Annotated in this window: 17 protein-coding genes and 1 pseudogene; 4 read left to right on the top strand and 14 right to left on the bottom strand. The window is 33.8% G+C overall.

All coding sequences use genetic code 11. From position 1 onward, the window contains the following. Positions 1-8 precede the first annotated feature (8 nt). The 7 genes from ACFWM3_RS11200 to ACFWM3_RS11170 all read right to left on the bottom strand — a co-directional run bounded on the left by ACFWM3_RS11200 (position 9) and on the right by ACFWM3_RS11170 (position 6,754). Positions 9-761 carry an SDR family NAD(P)-dependent oxidoreductase gene (locus ACFWM3_RS11200; protein WP_390311374.1) on the bottom strand — a complete coding sequence of 251 codons (753 nt, stop codon included), beginning with the start codon at positions 759-761 and terminating at the stop codon, positions 9-11. Between the two features lie 34 nt (positions 762-795). Next, a complete protein-coding gene (locus ACFWM3_RS11195) occupies positions 796-2,034 on the bottom strand; it encodes an acyl-CoA dehydrogenase family protein (protein ID WP_390311373.1) in 1,239 nt (412 codons plus the stop codon). A gap of 65 nt (positions 2,035-2,099) precedes the next feature. Continuing rightward, positions 2,100-2,849, bottom strand: a complete 750-nt coding sequence (locus ACFWM3_RS11190; RefSeq protein ID WP_390311372.1) for a 2-phosphosulfolactate phosphatase — start codon at positions 2,847-2,849, stop codon at positions 2,100-2,102. A gap of 36 nt (positions 2,850-2,885) precedes the next feature. Then, positions 2,886-3,659, bottom strand: a complete 774-nt coding sequence (locus ACFWM3_RS11185; RefSeq protein WP_056476900.1) for an SDR family oxidoreductase — start codon at positions 3,657-3,659, stop codon at positions 2,886-2,888. Positions 3,660-4,237: 578 nt separating this feature from the next. Then, entirely contained in the window at positions 4,238-5,503 is a 1,266-nt protein-coding gene (locus ACFWM3_RS11180; RefSeq protein WP_390311371.1) for a S1C family serine protease, read from the bottom strand. A gap of 263 nt (positions 5,504-5,766) precedes the next feature. Then, the gene (locus tag ACFWM3_RS11175) at positions 5,767-6,090 is read right to left on the bottom strand and encodes a helix-turn-helix domain-containing protein (protein WP_056476894.1); all 324 of its coding nucleotides are present in this window, start codon (positions 6,088-6,090) and stop codon (positions 5,767-5,769) included. A 178-nt stretch (positions 6,091-6,268) separates the two neighbouring features. Next, entirely contained in the window at positions 6,269-6,754 is a 486-nt protein-coding gene (locus ACFWM3_RS11170; RefSeq protein ID WP_056476891.1) for an Lrp/AsnC family transcriptional regulator, read from the bottom strand. 229 nt (positions 6,755-6,983) lie between these two features. On the opposite strand from ACFWM3_RS11170, the gene ACFWM3_RS11165 reads away from it, so the two are divergent. Further along, positions 6,984-7,907, top strand: a complete 924-nt coding sequence (locus ACFWM3_RS11165) for a DMT family transporter (protein ID WP_390311370.1) — start codon at positions 6,984-6,986, stop codon at positions 7,905-7,907. A 208-nt stretch (positions 7,908-8,115) separates the two neighbouring features. Here ACFWM3_RS11165 and ACFWM3_RS11160 read toward each other — a convergent pair whose 3' ends face one another. The 5 genes from ACFWM3_RS11160 to ACFWM3_RS11140 all read right to left on the bottom strand — a co-directional run bounded on the left by ACFWM3_RS11160 (position 8,116) and on the right by ACFWM3_RS11140 (position 14,375). Further along, positions 8,116-8,892 (bottom strand): AraC family transcriptional regulator, encoded by a 777-nt coding sequence (locus ACFWM3_RS11160; protein ID WP_056476884.1) that lies wholly within the window; start codon positions 8,890-8,892, stop codon positions 8,116-8,118. 25 nt (positions 8,893-8,917) lie between these two features. After that, on the bottom strand, positions 8,918-9,493 hold the full coding sequence (locus ACFWM3_RS11155; protein ID WP_390311369.1) for a LysE family translocator: 576 nt from the start codon (positions 9,491-9,493) through the stop codon (positions 8,918-8,920). Positions 9,494-9,878: 385 nt separating this feature from the next. After that, on the bottom strand, positions 9,879-11,267 hold the full coding sequence (locus ACFWM3_RS11150; protein WP_056476878.1) for an amino acid permease: 1,389 nt from the start codon (positions 11,265-11,267) through the stop codon (positions 9,879-9,881). A gap of 137 nt (positions 11,268-11,404) precedes the next feature. Further along, positions 11,405-12,733, bottom strand: a complete 1,329-nt coding sequence (gabT, locus tag ACFWM3_RS11145) for a 4-aminobutyrate--2-oxoglutarate transaminase (protein ID WP_390311368.1) — start codon at positions 12,731-12,733, stop codon at positions 11,405-11,407. 220 nt (positions 12,734-12,953) lie between these two features. Continuing rightward, entirely contained in the window at positions 12,954-14,375 is a 1,422-nt protein-coding gene (locus ACFWM3_RS11140; protein WP_390311367.1) for an aldehyde dehydrogenase family protein, read from the bottom strand. A 466-nt stretch (positions 14,376-14,841) separates the two neighbouring features. Here ACFWM3_RS11140 and ACFWM3_RS11135 point away from each other — a divergent pair, with 466 nt between their 5' ends. Further along, a complete protein-coding gene (locus ACFWM3_RS11135) occupies positions 14,842-15,855 on the top strand; it encodes a LacI family DNA-binding transcriptional regulator (RefSeq protein WP_172795451.1) in 1,014 nt (337 codons plus the stop codon). A 141-nt stretch (positions 15,856-15,996) separates the two neighbouring features. On the opposite strand, the pseudogene ACFWM3_RS11130 reads toward ACFWM3_RS11135, so the two are convergent. Next, positions 15,997-16,323, bottom strand: a pseudogene (locus tag ACFWM3_RS11130) (globin domain-containing protein); the annotation flags it as partial. 175 nt (positions 16,324-16,498) lie between these two features. Between ACFWM3_RS11130 and ACFWM3_RS11125 the strand changes: the two are divergent. Continuing rightward, positions 16,499-17,062 (top strand): beta-class carbonic anhydrase, encoded by a 564-nt coding sequence (locus tag ACFWM3_RS11125; RefSeq protein ID WP_390311366.1) that lies wholly within the window; start codon positions 16,499-16,501, stop codon positions 17,060-17,062. Between the two features lie 241 nt (positions 17,063-17,303). Here the strand turns inward: ACFWM3_RS11125 and ACFWM3_RS11120 are convergent, their stop codons facing one another. After that, positions 17,304-17,588, bottom strand: a complete 285-nt coding sequence (locus ACFWM3_RS11120; RefSeq protein WP_390311365.1) for a hypothetical protein — start codon at positions 17,586-17,588, stop codon at positions 17,304-17,306. A 234-nt stretch (positions 17,589-17,822) separates the two neighbouring features. On the opposite strand from ACFWM3_RS11120, the gene ACFWM3_RS11115 reads away from it, so the two are divergent. Beyond that, positions 17,823-19,151, top strand: a complete 1,329-nt coding sequence (locus ACFWM3_RS11115) for a glycosyl hydrolase family 18 protein (RefSeq protein ID WP_390311364.1) — start codon at positions 17,823-17,825, stop codon at positions 19,149-19,151. Positions 19,152-19,273 lie beyond the last annotated feature (122 nt).

Genomic DNA, 19,273 nt, shown 5'->3' with positions numbered 1-19,273 from the left:
CTAATAGATTAGAATATTAATCCTCCACCATCAACTGATAACGTTGCTCCAGTCACGAACGATGCTTCATCGGATGCTAAAAATAGTGCAGCAGATGCGACTTCATCAGGAGTCCCTATTCTACCAAGTGCATTTGCACGGGATAAAATCGGCCACTTTCTTTCATCATTTTTCCATTCCTTAATAATATTTGTATCGATTATTCCAGGAGCAATTGCATTTACTCGAATATTATATTTTCCGTACTCCAATGCTGCATTTTGTGTTAATAAGACTACTCCACCCTTAGAAGCATTGTAAGCACTTACATATTTCCTACCTTTTAAGCCTAGTAAACTAGCTGTATTTATAATCACACCACTGCCAGATTTTTTCAGCTCAGGAATTGCATATTTTATGCCTAAAAATACACTTTTTAGATTAATATCAATTACCTGATCCCATTCCTCCTCTGCTAAGTCTACACTTCTTACTTCGGAGTTCCCTATTCCAGCATTGTTAAACAAAATATCAATTCTACCAAAATGTTCAACAGCCCGCATCATCAAATTTTGAATGCTCTTACTTTCGGCAACATTCGTTTTAACGAAAATAGCTTCTGGATATTGTTCTTTTATGATACCTAGCGTTTCTTCACCAGTAACTTCATTAATGTCTGCTATAACAATATTTGCTCCCTCTTTTGCGAAGCGGATAGCTGTAGCACGCCCGATACCACTACCTCCGCCTGTAATAACTGCGACTTTATCTTTTAGTCTCATTTCGACCCTCTCTCAATCTGTCATTTAATTTGAATTAATTCTTTATTGTTGAGAAGTTATTTTCTGCAGCATGTTTTTTTAATTCTAATCTTGCTAATTGCGCTCGATGTACTTCATCTGGACCATCAGCTAATCTTAACGTTCTGGCATTTGCCCATTGAGCAGCTAATGTATAATCATCAGATACACCTGCAGCTCCAAAGGCTTGAATAGCGCGGTCAATTACTCGCAGGGCCATTGAAGGCGCGACAACTTTTATCATTGCAATTTCTGCTTTCGCTTCTTTATTACCAACTGTGTCCATCATATATGCAGCCTTTAATGTTAGTAATCTAGCTTGCTCAATTTCTATTCTTGAATTAGCAATCCATTCTTGAATAACGCCTTGATTTGCAATCGGTTTACCAAATGCTGCTCGATTTTGAACACGCTTACACATTTCTTCGAGTGCCCGTTCTGCAGCACCAATTAATCTCATACAATGGTGGATCCGACCTGGACCAAGTCTACCTTGTGCAATCGCAAATCCTTTCCCTTCTCCCCATAAAATATTGCTTGCAGGAACTTTTACATTTGTAAACGTAATTTCTGCGTGTCCATGCGGTGCATGATCATAACCGAATACTGGTAATACCCTTTCGATTTTTACGCCAAGTGTATTTAATGGGACTAGAATCATCGATTGCTGTTCATACTTAGGTGCATCCGGATTCGTTTTCCCCATAAATATTGCAATTTTGCATCTAGGATCCCCCGCTCCTGAAGACCACCATTTCCGACCATTGATGATATAATAATCACCATCTTTTTTGATACTCGCTTCAATATTTGTTGCATCAGAAGAAGCAACCTCAGGCTCGGTCATTGAAAAGCATGAGCGAATTTCACCATTTAAAAGTGGTACCAACCATTTTCCCTTTTGCTCTTTCGTTCCATACCTTTCTAAAACTTCCATATTCCCAGTATCTGGTGCACTACAATTAAACACTTCTGGTCCAATCATAGATCGTCCCATAATTTCGCATAATGGGGCGTATTCTAAATTCGTTAACCCTGCTCCAAGGTCACTTTCAGGTAAAAATAAATTCCATAATCCTGCTTGTTTTGCTTTTTGTTTTAATTCTTCCATAATCGGAGGTACATCACTCCACCTAGTTTCTTGTGCATTTAACTGTTGCTCATATATTCGCTCGTTAGGATAAACATAAGTTTCCATAAAATTTTTTAATTTTAATTGAAGCTCTTTACTTTTTTGCGAATATAAAAAATCCATTCAATCATCCCTTTCACATATCGTTTTTGACTAACAAGAAGTTACAGTGATTAATAGATCAGTATTTAAATAGTTTCCTTTGAAAAATTGACATTTACTACGCTTATACCATCTGCAAATACCGGAACAACATTAAAAATACTTTTACTACAAACAAATTTTAATTCCTCTTCAAATCCATAGCGAATTAACATTTTACCAACATTTGATTCCGCTAAAATCTCATCACATTTTTCTTTCAACCCTAAGTAAAAATAATGAGCAGATTTAGCTGCATCGGATAAATCTAAATGACATGATTCATTTACTAAGCAATCAATAAAATAACCTGCTCCATAAAAGTCTTCCATATTAAATTGTCCTGACGACCCCGAACATACTAAAATAACAGACTCATCTTTATAGGATTGTATTAAATGATTTGCAACTGCATTTGCATTCAAAATGGATGCAGCGTATACCCTCTTTGCATTTTGAGAATTTTTTAATGCCACAGTTCCATTCGTTGTTGATAACACGATTGACTGTTCAGCAACAACTTTCTTTAAAGTTAATGGATTAGGAGATAGAAAACCTTCTATTGTATTCCCTTCGTATTCTCCTATTAATAGATATTCTTTGTTCAAATTTTTATTTGTGAAACGAACTGCCTCTTGTCCATTCTTAACAGGTATAACCTCTTTAGCACCAAAGGCTAATGCCGCTGTAATTGTTGAAGTAGCAAGTAACACATCAAAAACGACTACTATCTTTTCATCGTTTATTTTTTGAAAATCAATGTCTTCTTTTTTCATCAAAAGATGAAGTTTGCCCATTAACAAAACTCCTTTTTGATTATGATGTTTCAAACATTACACAATTGATGCTCCACCATCAACAACTAGAACAGATCCAGTCACATAATTCGAAGCTGGCGTTGCTAAAAATAAAGCTGCACCTTTTAATTCGTCTTCATTTCCAAATTTCTTAAGTGGTATAGATTCTATTATTTCATCTGTTCCGTGGGAAATAACATCTTTAGACATTTTTGTTGGGAAAAAACCAGGAGCTAATGCATTTACATGAATGCCACTAGGACCCCATTTAGCAGCTAAATCTTTTGTAAAACTGATCACTGCACCTTTACTTGCACTATAACCAACCGCATTCATTACTTTCGGATTCGTTCCCACTAAGCCAGCAATAGAAGCAATATTGATAATTTTTCCAGATTTTTGTTCTAACATGATTTTCCCAACTGCTTGGGACATTAAAAAAGTACCGGTTACATTAACATTCATTACTTTATTCCATGCCTCTAATGGCATGTCTTCAGCAGGTGCTCCCCAAGACGCACCACTATTGTTTACTAATATATCAATTCGCCCAAATTTCTCTTTCGTTTCTTCAACTACTCTTTGCACATCTTCTTTGTTTGTTACATCACACTTCAATGCGAAAGATTCTACACCTAAACTTTTCAATTCTTCACTAATTTCCTGGCATGCTTCTACATTTCGAGAACAAAGTACAACATTTGCACCTGCTTCAGCGAATCCTTTTGCAATTTGTTCACCAAGACCTCGTCCTCCACCAGTTACAATAGCTACTTTCCCAGTTAAATCAAATAACTCTTTTACGTGCATTTCAAATCCTCCTAAAATTAGTATTTATTTTATAAAGCCCCAATTTTTGCTCAATACTTTCGCTTCATTCTAAAACAAACTTTTAGATACTAACCAGTCGGTATGTTTGTTAATTAGATAATACAAGATAAATTCTGAATATTCAATATTAAATGTTGTTATTTTTTTTTATGTTACTTTTTATCCATATTCACATTTACTAGATTATTTGCTTACTATTTTAGTTTGAGTTAGGATATACCTTTTTCAAATAACCCATTTAAATAGGTTCCAACAGTAAAAAAATCTTTTAAAACGTTTAAACCAATAGATTTTTGATCATCCTTCATTTATACGGCTCCTTTTGTTTGTAGCTCTACAATTGGTTTGGGTAGGATTTATCCATCTCATTCGTTCCAATTGCAACCTACGTTCAGCAAAATGGAGCCGTTTCGTTTTTTACCAAGATAAATATAGTTTTATGCAATCATCCCTCAAGCATTTGCTCAATAAATAGATTCAAATACATTTTTCATAATTTATGATGTCTACACTGCTGATTAGGTGTAGATTTTTCAAGATCTATGTGAGTTTCTAGTTTAGTCGGATTCATAATCGGTTGATGGTGGATTCGATGTGGTATTTGATTTACTTTTGCTGTTAAACGTGAAAGTGTATAGAAGAAGAATGAGGATCAGTATACTTGCGACAGTATCTTGAATGTAAAAACTGGTTTTGTAATCTGCCCAAAGTGTTTTGCTTGAGCTCATTTTTTGTTTCGATTCATGAATATAGTGTTTTACTTCTGGGTGGTTCGGATAGATTTTTTGGACTGCTTCAAATTTTGTCAGTGCATTTTTGTAATAGCCGGCCCAGTAGAAAGTTAACCCTTCTTTGAACAATTTATCAGTTTTGCTTTCAGTGACATGAACGTCCGCTTTCTTGACAACCTTTTTCAATGTGTTCACAGGTACCGCAAAATGAAATCCTTGCACTTCTTGGTCATTCACCGTATCTCCTCGGAAAGTGAGTAAGCCAATCAATTGTCCTTTGTTATTAATGATGGGTCCTCCACTATTTCCATGGGTAGATGCTGCATTGATTTGAAGGACTTGGCTACCAGCTAATGTAGTTTTTGAGATAGCTGAGATTTGCCCTTTATTCATCGTGGGGATCACATAACTATGCATCGATAGCAATTCAGAATCTGCCGCAGCTGGGTAGCCAATCACCCAAATATTGTCTTGATCTTGAATGGAGTCACTGTTTCCAAGTGGAATTGTAGGATAGTGGGAGCCGTCTATTTTTAAGAGGGCCACATCTTTGCCATGATCGGTAGGTTGTTGATAGCTTTTGACGACTGCGCTAATAGGATCATCTACTGTCGGCAAGTATACGTCGACGCCTTTTTGGAAGATTTCGTAACTAGTATACTGTTTCAAGTATGCATCTGTGAATTTGTGCGTCCAATTATTTTCCGTAGCAACATCATCCACAAGAATTGAAAATGCTTGAGAAAGAATATCATGATCGGACAATTGATGAGAATAAATGAGAACATGAGCGTTTGTTACAATATAGCCGTCCGAATTAATGATAGCGCCAGATCCAAAACCGTCAAGTTCGGTTTTATAATCCCATTTCTTCAGCACACTCGTCACGCGTTCATCATCTAAATTAATCGTCCATTTTACAATCGCATAATCAACAATTCGAACAACTGCGGGCTTTGTGGTTTCAGCTAATTGTTGAGGTTTGAGTAAGTCAGGGGTTGAAGGTTTAGTCGAAGTGAGCACAAACGTTGTAGCGATAAGGATTGCTAACAAGATACAAAACGGAATGGTTATGAATGCTTTTTTTTTCATTCCACACATCCTCTCATTTGTTTTGCTTACGATCATCTCCCAATTGAGAGTACATACACAAAAGCAAAAAAATGACATACACCCTTACTGATATTTGCACTATAAAATCAATCATTTCTTTAGCCATTTAACTTTAATGCAATAGAAAAAGCCGCAATTATGCAGCTTATACTCTACTACTATTGTATGGTAATTCAATAAAAATTAGATTATTTATTGAAAATTTCTTCTCCAATCTACAATTAAAATATTATCATTACTAATTAAGGGATCGTAGTTAATTCTACATTTACTAACCATTTATCGATTGCTGATTTAGGATAGTAAAACTCAGATCCAATTTTTAAATGAGGAAGTTCACTCGAATAACTACCTTCACCATCATCTAACTCTGTTAATTTTTGAATTTCTTCCTTACTTAATCCTAAATAATCAACTAACTCTGACTGTGTTAATAGTTGATGTTGATGCTGTACAGAAAGACTCGTTGAAACTTTTGTTCCCATTCCATTAGAAATCATCCAACTTCCAATCACGATACATATCCCTAAAAGAAATATTGATATAGCTATAATATAATTTTTCATATGTTCACCTCTGTTCATTTAATTCAATATCAGCACACTTTCCCTTTATTAAAAAACTAAACTTTTATCCAGTAATCAAAATTAGAGATTGAGAGTAAAACACATACTTTTACATTTGAAAGTTAATTTCATATTTATACCAAAGGGCTAAGATTTATGTTGTAAAACTTTATAAATCTTATTCTTCTTTTTCACATAACGGCAAAACGGTAGAATATTTGATTTCTCTTAAAGCTAAACTTGTTTGAATTCTTGTAATTCCGAGTTGATTTAACTTACGAATAAAGTTCTCCAATTCTTTTCGTTCTCTGTTGGCAACTTTTAATAAATAGTCATACTCCCCTGTTAATAAGTGGCACTCTAAAACTTCAGGCATAGATTGTAACGCTTTCTCTAACACTTCTAATTTATCGGCTTGATGGATATTTGTATTGATAAAAATAAAACAAAGCAAGTCAAATCCCAGCTTTTCTTGATTTAAGATCGCAACTTGTCGATCGATATATCCCTCATTTTCTAATCGTTTAACTCTCGCATGTGTAGCTGGTGGTGACAAATTCACATGTCGCGCTAGTTCCGTATTGCTAATTTGGCTTTCCTTTTGTAACTTATCTAAAATTTTAAGATCTACTTCATCTAATACTTTATTTCCTTGGTGTTCCACTTCTATCTACTCCCTTTCATTTATTCGGAAAATGGTTTCGATCCAACACTTAAAACGAATTATTTTTCCCGAAATAACGCTTTTGATTAAGATTATTTCGTATTTATATCATTATACAAAATAATCTACGGTGAAATAAACAATTATGTTAAACTATTAAAAAAATAGTAAGAAATCACTGTGTAAGGTCTTTTTTAAACATTAAAACAGTGAATTTGGGGGTTTAGATATGCCAATCTTATATATACTGTTGTTATTATTAACAAGTTTGTTATGGGGAGGAAATTTTGTCGTTGGAAAATCCCTTGTTGGTCACGCTTCTCCAATGACCTTGACGACGCTAAGATGGGGAATTGCAATTATCGTATTATTACCAATCGTATGGTGGAAAGAAAAGAAGATTTTACCTCCACGTAAAGCTATTCTACCATTAATCATGATGGGAGTTACAGGTGTTGTTCTTTTTAATCTCTTTCAATTTATGGCATTAGAAAAGACATCTGCAACAAATGTCGGTTTAATTTCGACCCTAAATACAATTTCCATTGCTTTATTTTCATCTTTATTTTTAAAAGAAAGAATAAACTTTTTACAAATATTTTCAATGTTTATTTCGTTCTTAGGGGTTATCCTTGTTCTTTCTAAGGGAGATCTTAATCTATTATTCTCAATGAAGTTTAATTTAGGAGATTTATGGATGGTCATAGCCGTCTGCATATGGGGAATCTATTCGGTTTGTAGTAGATGGGCAACAAGGCTTATATCACCTATGTTGTCTACACTATACTCAGGGATATTTGGACTAGTTGTAATCATCCCTTTTAATCTCTCAGATTTTACGCTTGTAAAAATGAATGGCTCATTTATTTTCTCAATTTTATATACTGGTATTATTTCGACTGTCTTATGTATGCTCTTTTGGAATATTGGTGTCCAAAAAATTGGAGCAACTTCAGCAGGTATTTTCCTAAACTTCAATCCGATTTTCACAGCCATTTTAGCGTTTTTCTTATTAAATGAAAAAATGACATGGGTTCAAGGACTTGGGAGCATTATCGTAATACTAGGTAGTTTCTTGTTCACTTACTTTAAAACAAATGGAATGTCTAAAAACAATCGGATTGTAAAGAAATCTATGAAATCTCCAGCTTAAAGTCTTCATGTTGAGAAGAATTTTCTTCTGCCGTATATTCGTTAGCTGAATAATAATTATTAAAATAGCCTGTATCAACGATTACTTGGTAATCTTAGATACAGGCATTTTATATTAATCTTGTTTTCTTAAATAGATCTAGACTTTCACTCTTTAATGATCATTTCACTTTCTGGATTTATCTATTTTCGTAGAACAAATACTCCCCTTAATCTAAATAAGACATATACTCATATGCTGTAGTTCCATATACACTTTTAAAATGTTTATTTAAATGGGTTAAATCTACAAAGCCACATTCCGATACCGCTGAATATATATCTCTATTTTTTTCGATCAACTGCTTTGCGCGTTCAATCTTACAGTTAAGAAAGTATTGATATGGTGATATGCCCGTATGAGTCTTAAAGTATCTAATAAACTTGAATTTGGATAAATTAAGTTCATTACATATCTCATCAAGCTTAAGAACTTTTTCCAAATTGGAATGAATCAAATTCTTCGCTTTTTTCATTAGCGCGTTATCTTTCTTATAATCTCTTGAAAGATTAGTTCTAATAAGACGATCTGCTAGAGATACTAGTAATTCACTACAAAATGCCTCATCTTTTTCACTTAATATAGCATTAGAAAGACTTACTATTTTTTGTTCAAGTTGATGATCATACACAATAGGGTTCGAAAAACGTACTAAGTCCTTGTTCTCATTTACTTCTAACAGCAATTGTGGATCTAAATATAGCATGACATAATCAATACCAGACTCATCATATGCCATTCCGTCATGTGCTTGTTCTGGATTAAAAAGCATGACACCATTTTGATGTGATAACTGTAAACTTCCATCCAGATTATATTGTTGTATACCACGTAATGTAACACCTATGGCATACTCTTTGTGAGAGTGTTTTTTATACTTAAAATCAGTCATACTTGCTGAGAGCGCCGTAATACCTGATGATTTTTTGTAGATAAATTTCTCCATTAAACTCACCTCTTTAACAGCTTACTTATATCCAGATCATGACTGCTGCGTAAACTAAGCAAAATGCCATCACGATATTAACAGTTTTTTTGTGTTTCTGTAAAAAAACTTTGAAGATTGAACCGAAAAGAACCCATGTAATAAATGCTAAGAATCCAATGATTGTGATCACGATAACACTAATTGTAACAGTAGACATTTTGACTTGATAAGGCAATATATAGCTAGGAATAACTGTCATTGTAAACAGTACCACCTTTGGATTTAAAAACTGCATCAGAAATCCTGACATAAAGGTACCTGATTGTTTCTCGGATGATTTTGATGAATCCATTTTGTAAATCTGATAGGCAAGATAGATCATATAAAAGCTTCCTATAACCTGCATAAGATTTAAAATTTTTGGGATAATCCCTATCAGTATTGTGTTTAACATAGCAGAAATTAAAAGTAATAAACCAAAAGCAAGCGTTGCACCATATGTATATTCCAATGCCTTTTTTGTCCCAGTATTATGCACTGTCGATAATATTACGATATTAGTAGGTCCTGGTGTAAAAGTAACAATAAAACAATATAAAATAAAAGATGTAAAATTCATGAGGTAACTCCTTTCACGTTATTCTCATTTCATCTTACAGCTTAAATTTAAATGCTATATAGTATATTATTGCAAGTTTATTCTATAATTTCACGACACAAAAAAAGGTTGTCTAATTAGAAACCTTTATAAACCCTTATTGAACTTATGTATGTGTTGTTGTATCAGAAACTTATTTTAAGTCTAAGGAGTCATGACTATTAATTAATAATTAGGTCTAATAGAAAAAAAGCCAGAAAAACCATCTCATAGGTTTTTCTAGCTTCTAACTTAATAAGGTAGTACTAAAAGCATTTTTTCTCCGACAACGCTTTCATCTCATATTCTCTATTTGTTTCATTTTTGCATCGATAAACATCATTATGAAAGTGGAACGTTGCCTATTTCAACTCGCTGTTGTTTCATGTTTTGATTCGACTTTCTCTTTCTTTCCAATTTTAAAAATAAAGAACGATGAAATTACTAAAACTGTAATTAATGATGTTAAAAAGAACTGTGAGCGAAGACCATCCATAAAGTACATCGAGAAATAAATTACGACCATTGCTATAATCGTAATGTAGGTTAAAAATGGAAAACCCCACATTTTTAAACGTAACACTTTTCCGTTTTTCTCAGCTTGTTTGCGCTTTATTACATGTGATACTGCAATAACAATATAAACTAGAAGGGCAATTGACCCTGATGCATTTAAAAGAAATGAAAAAAGTTTATCTGGTGAAATAAAATTAAATACTGCAGCCAAGAATGCAAAAGCTGAACTTGCCCAAACTCCCCAATATGGTGACCCACCTTTGTTTACTTTTGTAAAAATTTTCGGAGCATTCCCTTGCTTCGCTAACGAATATAGCATACGAGAATTCGTATAAAGTGCTGAATTCAGACAAGAAAGTACTGACAGAAGTACAACTACTTTCATGATTGTTGCAGCCCCAGGAATTCCTAGATTTGTAAGTAAAGTTACATATGGGCTACTTAACGATTTTGCGTCATTCCAAGGCATTAATAATACTAAAATAGCAACTGATCCGATGTAGAACAATGCTACACGCCAAACAACTGAATTAATAGCCGTTACAACAGATTTTTGAGGGTCTTTAGATTCACCTGCAGCAATTGCAGCAATTTCAGATCCAAAGAAAGCAAACATTACAGTCATAAATCCACCTAATATCGCACTTATACCTTTCGGGAAAAATCCGCCATGCTGTGTCAAATTTGATAATCCCGGAGATTGAATGTTAGGGAAGAATTTAAATAAAATCGCAAGCCCTACTAACATAAACGCTGAGATCGCCACTACCTTTGTAATGGCAAACCAATATTCAAACTCTCCAAATGTTTTCACTGATAAAATATTAGAAAGTGTAAGTACAAAGGTAAGGATTAAAGCCCAGCCCCATAATGGAATACTTGGAAACCATGAATTCATAATATTTGCACCTGCAATCGCCTCGATTGCGATTGTAATAAGCCAGAAAAACCAATACAACCAGCCAATCGTGTATCCTGCCCAAGGGCCAATCGACTCTTTTGCATACGTTGAAAACGATCCACTATCTGGATTTTCAGCTGCCATTTCTCCTAACATTCTCATAAGAAGAGCAACTAATATTCCAGCTATTAAATAGGCAACAATTGCTGATGGACCTGCACTATGAATTACATTTCCACTACCTACAAATAAACCTGCCCCAATGATACCACCAATTGAAATCATCTGAATATGACGGTTCTTTAAATTTTGTTGTAAACCTTTGTTATGTTTCTCCATACTCACATATTCACCCTATTCTTTTTAACGTTAATATAAAACCCTTTATAAAAACCTTGCATTAAAAGACTCGAGCATTTCCAATTCAACTCCACATTCGGAGGTTACATTAAAAAAATTTAGACATATGAAAATGATTAAACGAACTGTTTAGTTGAAATTTGACAATCAGATAGTACGTTTTCTAAAATTGCAAGCCCTTCGCTAAGTTCCTCATCTGTAATCACTAGTGGACTTAAAAATCGAATGATATTTCCATCTAGACCTGCAGTAAGTAATAATAGTCCAGCTTCATTAGCTGCTTTTGCAATTTTTGTTGTAAGATCTTTATTAGGTGTTTTTGATGTTTGATCCGTCACAATTTCTACTGCACACATTGCTCCTAGACGACGGAATTCTCCAAAACAGTTGTACTTTTCTTGCCATTCTTTCACTTGGCTCTCAAGCACTTCTCCAATCCATTGTGCTCTTTCACATAATTGTTCTTCTTCAATGACTTCTAATACTGCTAATGCAGCTTCACAAGCAAGTGGATTTCCACAATAAGTTCCACCTAATTCACCTGGATCTGCCGTATCCATTATTTCCGCCTTTCCTATAACAGCACTTAGTGGCATACCACCTGCGATCGATTTAGAAGCAGTCATAAGATCAGCTGCAATTTCGAAATGCTCCATCGCAAACAATTTTCCTGTTCTTGCGAATCCAGTTTGAATTTCATCTGCAACCATCAAAATACCATGTTTTGTACAAAATTCACGAACATGTTTTACAAATGATTTTGGCGGTATAACAAATCCACCTTCTCCTTGAATCGGCTCCATGACAATACATGCAACAGTCTCTGGTGCTACTGTTGCTACAAAAAATTGATCAAACTGTGCAATAACATCTGCTTCGTATTGCTCATCAGTCATCCCCTCTGGCTTACGATACATATATGGATATGGTGCTTGATATACTTCAGGTGCAAAAGGACCAAAACCAAGTTTGTATGGTTTCACTTTACTTGTCATTGTCATCGTCATTAATGTACGACCGTGGAATCCACGAGTAAATGTCACAACTCCTTGGCGCTTTGTATATTTTCTTGCGATTTTTACAGCATTCTCAACAGCTTCAGCACCGCTGTTTAGTAAAATTGCTTTTTTCGCAAAATCTCCTGGCGTTACTTCACACAATTTTTCACAAATTTCAATGTATGACGGGTACATAATGACATTGAATCCAGGATGAATGACCTTTTCTGCTTGCTTTTGTATAGCTGCTACTACTTTTGGATGTGAGTGCCCGACGTTGATTGTTCCGATCGCTGCACCAAAGTCAATAAACTTCTTACCTTCTATATCGTATAGTGTCGCTCCTTTACCCTCTACAGCAATTGCTCGGTTTCCATTACTAACGCCTTTTACTACGTATTTATCTCGTTTTTCTTGCCATTCTTTTGTTGATAGTTGCTTACCCATAATTTCATTCCTCCATTTTTATAATGATTCGTTGTTCGACTTTTCAATAACTGCATCTTTTAATTAGGGAGTAACCATAGCTATTATTTATAACTGCAAATTTCCTCACTTCAATTACCAGTATGAGAAACTATAAATATAAAAACGTATACCATCTATAAAGCCAATAAAGCTAGAAGGTAAACTTGAAAATAAATTATTTTTAGGCGATATATGCAATTTATCCTTTATGCCAAATAACTAGTTTCATTTCAGTCATCTCTTCAATTGCATATTTCAATCCTTCACGTCCTGTTCCACTTTCTTTTACGCCACCATATGGCATTTGATCAACACGGAACGTAGGGACATCATTAATAACAACTCCACCAACATGCAGCTCGTCCGCTGCTTTCAGTGCATTCGAAACACTATTTGTGTAAATTCCTGCTTGCAACCCATAACAGGAATCATTCACAGCATCGATTGCTTCGTCAACTGAAGATACTTTACAAATTGAAACAATAGGAGCAAAAACTTCGTTACACGATACTTTCATGTTACGCGTTACACCTAAAATAACTGTTGGTTCGAGAATGTTACCTTGCGTTTTACCACCTGAAGCAATTGTCGCACCATGAGATTTTGCTTCTTCGATCCAGCTTAAAGCACGATCTAAATCATTAGGTGAAATTAGAGATGAAACATACGTTTCAGGATTTAGAGGGTCACCTAGTTTAAGTTTGCTAGCCGCATCTGCAAACTGCGAAACAAACACATCGTAGATTTTTTCGTGTATGTAAATACGTTGTAAAGAGATACATACTTGTCCTTGGTTTGAAAATGCACCCATTAAACAACGATCAATGACCTTTTTTACGTCGATGTCTTCGTCAATGATTAATGCAGCATTTGAACCAAGTTCAAGAGTTGTTTTCTTAAGCCCTGCCTTCGCTCGAAGTGAAATTCCAACAGAGGTACTTCCTGTAAAAGTCACCATACTAACTAGATCACTTTCTACAATAGTGTCACCTACCACTCCGCCTGGACCTGTTACAACATTTAATGCCCCGTCCGGTAGCCCTGCTTTTTTGAACAAGTCAGCTATAAAAAATGCAGAAAGTGGTGTTTGTGAAGCTGGCTTCAATACAACGGTATTGCCTGAAGCAATAGCAGGACCAACTTTATGTGCAACTAGATTCATAGGAAAATTAAACGGAGTAATTGCTCCAATAACTCCAATTGGGTTTCGAACGGTGTAGCCTATTTTTCCAACTCCACCAACTGCCGCATCAAATGGGATCGTCTCTCCATGGATTCGTTTTGCTTCTTCTGATGCAAATTTATAAGTTTCAATGGTTCTTATTACTTCTGCTTTGGCGAATATAAGGGGTTTAGCTGACTCGAGAGCAATCACTTTCGCAGCTTCTTCAAAATTTTCTTCAAGAAGCTGTGAAACTTTCTCTAAAATCGTTGCTCGTTGATGAGCAGGCATTTTAGCCATTACTTCTTTAACATCATAAGCAGCTTGAATCGCTATTTGCGTTTGCTCTTTATTAGCTATTGAAATGTCTGCAATCTTTTCTCGTGAATAGGGAGAAAGCAATTCTGAAAAATGTTCTGTTTCTACATGTAGTCCGTTTATCCAAAGATTCTGTTTCATGGTTTCCCCTCCATAATTTATGAATACGTATTAATGATAAACGTCAGTAGGAATAAGTGTCAAATAATTTTTATTTTTTAGCATTTTTAAAATATTCATTTTTTTCCTAAAACCGTACCCGTTTTCTCAGTTTAGTGAGATTCTACTTCAAAATTACGTTAATTTCGGTTAGAACACTCTCGATTAAGCACATTTTTTTAAACAATCTCGGCGTTCCAATCTACATGATCAATAGTCATTCATTCTAGTTTTATGAATACGTATCCAAAATTTTCAATTATTTCCGTAAAAGTCTTAATCAAATTCTTTTTTATTTGTTATAATTAAGAATAATCTCATAAAATTTCTAAAGATTATGTTGTTTATGGAAATTAAAGTAGTTTTGGAGTCTGCCTTATTCATTGCATTTTTAAAATTAATTCACTATTATTTTAAATTAATATACTATGAGCTTGGAGTGATTTATTTGGTTTCTTCACACGATGTTGCGAGGTTAGCTGGTGTCTCTCAATCTACTGTTTCTCGCGTACTAAATGGATCTAAAAATATTAAACAAACTACAGTATCGAAAGTAGAGAGAGCCATAAAAGAATTAAATTATCGTCCGAATATGATTGCTAGAAATCTCGTGAAGAGAAAAACCAACATGATTGCATTAATCACAGGACATATTCAAGATCCATTTTATGAAGAATCTACGCGTGGAATTGTAACCATCGCAGCAAAAAAAGGATATAATGTTCTCGTATATTTTCATAAATCAGATAACGATAACATGCTTTACAACCAAGTTTTAAGTGCACCTGTTGATGGAATCATAATGTCCTCTATTTTAATGGATGATCCTATTTTTCCTTTATTAGAAAGTATGGAAGGCAAACCGTATGTGACTTTCAATCGTAAGCATTCGTTTGGGAAAAACTATTTTGAGATTGATAACATAAAAGCTGGTGAACTAATTACAAATCATATGATAGAGCTAGGTCATAAAAATCTAGCCTTTATAGGTGGACCGCTACAAGCTTCTACTTTTTACGGTCGATTAGAAGGGTATAAAACAGAGGCTAATAGACAAAAAATAGAAATTCACGAAGATTGGATAAAATCAACCGATACAAGTGTAGAATCCATCGTCAAAGCATGTAAAGAGTTATTTTCAGGTATTGAATTTCCAACAGCCATTGTCGCTGCAACGGATGCTATTGCATTAATATGCTTGGATTTCCTACTTAATAAAGGCTTTAAAATACCAGAAGATATCAGTATTGGTGCAATTGACAATATAGAGTTTTCTGCACATGCATCTATACAATTAACTACAGTGGGAACTCATTTAAGTCAATCTCTAGGAAATCTAGCTATGGAACATCTAATTAATATGATTGAAAATAAGGAGAAACAAATTGATCCTACAACAACTACAATCACACCCAATTTGATTGTTCGACGTTCAACTAGCCAACCAAGAATAAATAAGTAAAAAGAGACGTGAATAACTCACGTCTCCGATTTTCCAATCCATTTTCCAAATATCATTATGTTCACGCCCTAATAAACTCATCCAATTTTCTCCCTTTTAGCACCTCCATTTTTTTAGTATTCTACTTTTTTATGAGTACTTTACATCTTTAATTGCAGCTAATAAATTTTCTCCAACAATAGGATACTGTTCAGGTTTAATTCCTAAGCTTCTATGTTTATGTGCAATTAGATTTACTTCTTTTAATATTTCGCCTAAATTTTCAATATGTAGCGCCGCCGCATAAACTGCATTTGCTAAAGCAGTTTGTTGTCTTCCTCTTTTTTGATTTGCTTCGTTAAATACATTAAGGAGTTCAGGGTGTTTCTGAAATAACAATTCATAAAAACGAGTTGTAATTGCTTCACCATGAATCTCTAATACTGGCACTGTTGACTTAATAATTTTTATCTTTTCTGGACTTAATATATAAAAAATATCCCTCCTTAAAATGGAAATACTTTGTTATAATTTCCTTTTAAATGAAAGAAAATTCGCAAATAGATTTGTAAATTACAATTAGTTTAACTACTAGAATACTTGTAAGTAGATTGAATAACTTTGAAAAATATGAAATAATTTATTTACTATCAGGAGGAATAAAATGACATTAATTTCAGAAATTCTAGAATACAATCAACAATTCGTTGAAAATAAAGAATATGAAAAATACATAACGACTAAATTTCCAAAAAAAAAAATGGTGATTCTTACATGTATGGATACACGACTTGTTGAATTATTACCACAAGCGATGAACTTTAAAAATGGTGATATCAAAATTATAAAAAATGCTGGAGCAATCGTTTCGCACCCATTTGGCAGTGTGATGCGAAGCATACTAGTTGCAATTATTGAGCTTGGCGCAAAAGAGGTAGCTATCGTTGGACATCATGGTTGCGGCATGAAAGGGCTAGAATCTGATTCTTTTATAGAAAAATGTGAACAAGCTGGGTTAGATAAAGAAATCATAAATACGTTAACAAACGCAGGTATTGATATTAAAAGTTGGTTAACAGGATTTCAAACAGTTGAAGAAAGCGTTGAACAAAGTGTTAAGATGGTCAAAAATCACCCAATGTTTCCGAAAAACATCAGTGTTCATGGACTTGTAATAGATCCAGAAACAGGAAAATTGGATATAGTTGTAGACGGATATGCGAGCTAGTTTAGTGGGAAATTTCATCCTTAAAGCAGTTTCACGATAAGAAAAAGGATTTCCCATTTTGTTATATCCCTGTCAAGTAGACAATAAATAAAAGGTACGCAAATTAAACAACCTTATCCCAATATTCAGTAGGGACTAAGGTTGTTTTAATTTCTTTTCGATTTCAGAAAAAACACTCCGTTTTTACATGGTTAAAAACTCTCTATACAAGCATTATCCAAACTATTCCCTTTTCTGGACTTTACCTTTTATTTTTGTCTTCAGTTAATACTTGTCCTAAATCTTTTGAAAAAGTTGCATGATCTTGATCAACTAAGCTAGTTGCCTCAGTCTCTGTTAGCTGTTGACCTTTTAAACTTGATTCAAGTTGAGCGACTTTTGCTGGCTTATTATTAAATTCTACAATTACACTCGTTTGGTTAGTAGATTCTAAATCGATATCAGGATTAACTCGAAGCCCTGTCTCATTACTCGTTGAAAGTTGATGAAGTGCTGCTCTCTCGGCTGGTGATAAATTTGCTAGCATTTCATCTACTTTCGAATAACTAGCTGCCTTTATTGAGTTTGTTACATGAGTTTGGGAACCAAGAAAAAACTTGATGATAACGCTAATACGGAAAAACTTTTTACAATCCTACTCCTAATTCTTTTTTTTCATAATCATTTGCTTACTCATATAAGTAAAATTTTCTTATTAAGTAAAGGATACTTAATGAGTAGTTAAAATTAAAAATACTACCTATCTAAGGAGGTATTGTGTTTGGCTAAGCGTTTATTAATATTCATATTTACTTTATTATTTTTTTTATTTTCTCCAGTTTTAAGTGCTAATGCTTTGATTGTATATGAAGTAAAACCGGGAGATACTTTGAAAAATATATCGAAACAATATAAGTTGAATGAAAAAAGCTTTGCAAATTTAAATGGATTAGATCGGAATGATAATCTTGTGATTGGACAATCTATGATAATTCCTGGGTCTACTTACTATGTGAGACAAGGAGAAACTTTATGGGATATTGCATTTCGACATTCAATTGACATTAATTATTTGAAAAGTAAAAATAATATTACTAGCGATATAGTAATTCCAGGCCAAAAATTAATTATTCCTTCATCTCCTAAAATCACTATTTGGACTGGTTCTTATTTAATTCCTAAAAATAAAAAAACTAATACATGGATGATTGATTATTATAAAAAGTCACTTACAAGTATTTTTATATTTGAATTTCACCCTACTTCTCAAGGGAATATAATTAAAGTAAAAGAAAATCAGTCTAATCGGATAGCTTGGAAAAATCACATTTTTCCGTACGCTACATTAACTAATATTAGTAAAAATGGTTTCGATCCAAAGCTAGTGCATTCATTACTTAGTAAAACATCAATGCGAAAAAAGTTGGTAAATAACATCTATACTCTTTTAGACAAAAATGATTATAAAGGAATAATGATAGATTTTGAATCACTAAACCCTGAAGATAGGAATAGCCTTAATTTATTTATAAAAGCATTATCTGAGAAACTTCATCGTTCAAAAATGGAAGTTTTAATGGCGATGCCTCCAAAGGAAGCAGATCATATTCCTCAATTTTATGATGCTTATGATTATTATACCCTTGGTAAATATGTTGATAAGATGTTTTTAATGACATATAACTGGCATTGGCCGAACAGTCCCTCAGGCCCGATAGCTCCATTAAATGAAGTGAGAAAAACGTTAAATTATGCTGTATCCGTTGTACCAAAATCAAAATTATTATTAGGAATTCCTCAGTATGCCTACGATTGGCCTATTACTGGTGAGAAACGAAAAGGAAGCGCATATTCCACTCAAAATGCTATTAAAATGTATAAGAAATATGAAAGTGAAGTCTATTTCGATCGAGAAACTTTATCACCTGCATTTCGTTACACTGACAAAGATGGAATTATCCATGACGTTTGGTTTGAAGATCCTCGAAGTTTACTAGCAAAATTTCACCTTGTAAAAGAATATGCTTTAGGCGGATTGGGGTGTTGGCATCTAGGTATTACAATGCCTCAGACTGAACAATTATTACTTAATGAATTTAAAATTAATTAAAAAATTAACAGCCAATTTTTAAATGATTGGCTGTTTTTTATGCTGTGTAATGATTTTTACTTTTTTCTTCTAAAATTGTTCTTAATTCCCAAGTAGTTGCTTCTGAAAATTGTTTCTCAATT

The organism is Gottfriedia sp. NPDC058432 (genome assembly GCF_042721555.1).
Classification (GTDB): Bacteria; Bacillota; Bacilli; order Bacillales; family Bacillaceae_G; genus Gottfriedia.
Note: the sequence above shows the minus strand (reverse complement) of the source record. Positions and strands in the feature narration are given on the sequence as shown.

Bases quoted from the DNA above. Each gene is read 5' to 3' on its own strand.
- ACFWM3_RS11150 (WP_056476878.1), bottom strand. From the start codon at position 11,267: ATGGAGAAACATAACAAAGGTTTACAACAAAATTTAAAGAACCGTCAT.
- ACFWM3_RS11185 (WP_056476900.1), bottom strand. From the start codon at position 3,659: ATGCACGTAAAAGAGTTATTTGATTTAACTGGGAAAGTAGCTATTGTA.
- ACFWM3_RS11155 (WP_390311369.1), bottom strand. From the start codon at position 9,493: ATGAATTTTACATCTTTTATTTTATATTGTTTTATTGTTACTTTTACA.
- ACFWM3_RS11190 (WP_390311372.1), bottom strand. From the start codon at position 2,849: ATGGGCAAACTTCATCTTTTGATGAAAAAAGAAGACATTGATTTTCAA.
- ACFWM3_RS11125 (WP_390311366.1), top strand. From the start codon at position 16,499: ATGACATTAATTTCAGAAATTCTAGAATACAATCAACAATTCGTTGAA.
- ACFWM3_RS11140 (WP_390311367.1), bottom strand. From the start codon at position 14,375: ATGAAACAGAATCTTTGGATAAACGGACTACATGTAGAAACAGAACAT.
- ACFWM3_RS11120 (WP_390311365.1), bottom strand. From the start codon at position 17,588: ATGCTAGCAAATTTATCACCAGCCGAGAGAGCAGCACTTCATCAACTT.
- ACFWM3_RS11200 (WP_390311374.1), bottom strand. From the start codon at position 761: ATGAGACTAAAAGATAAAGTCGCAGTTATTACAGGCGGAGGTAGTGGT.
- ACFWM3_RS11180 (WP_390311371.1), bottom strand. From the start codon at position 5,503: ATGAAAAAAAAAGCATTCATAACCATTCCGTTTTGTATCTTGTTAGCA.
- ACFWM3_RS11175 (WP_056476894.1), bottom strand. From the start codon at position 6,090: ATGAAAAATTATATTATAGCTATATCAATATTTCTTTTAGGGATATGT.
- gabT (WP_390311368.1), bottom strand. From the start codon at position 12,733: ATGGGTAAGCAACTATCAACAAAAGAATGGCAAGAAAAACGAGATAAA.
- ACFWM3_RS11160 (WP_056476884.1), bottom strand. From the start codon at position 8,892: ATGGAGAAATTTATCTACAAAAAATCATCAGGTATTACGGCGCTCTCA.
- ACFWM3_RS11195 (WP_390311373.1), bottom strand. From the start codon at position 2,034: ATGGATTTTTTATATTCGCAAAAAAGTAAAGAGCTTCAATTAAAATTA.
- ACFWM3_RS11165 (WP_390311370.1), top strand. From the start codon at position 6,984: ATGCCAATCTTATATATACTGTTGTTATTATTAACAAGTTTGTTATGG.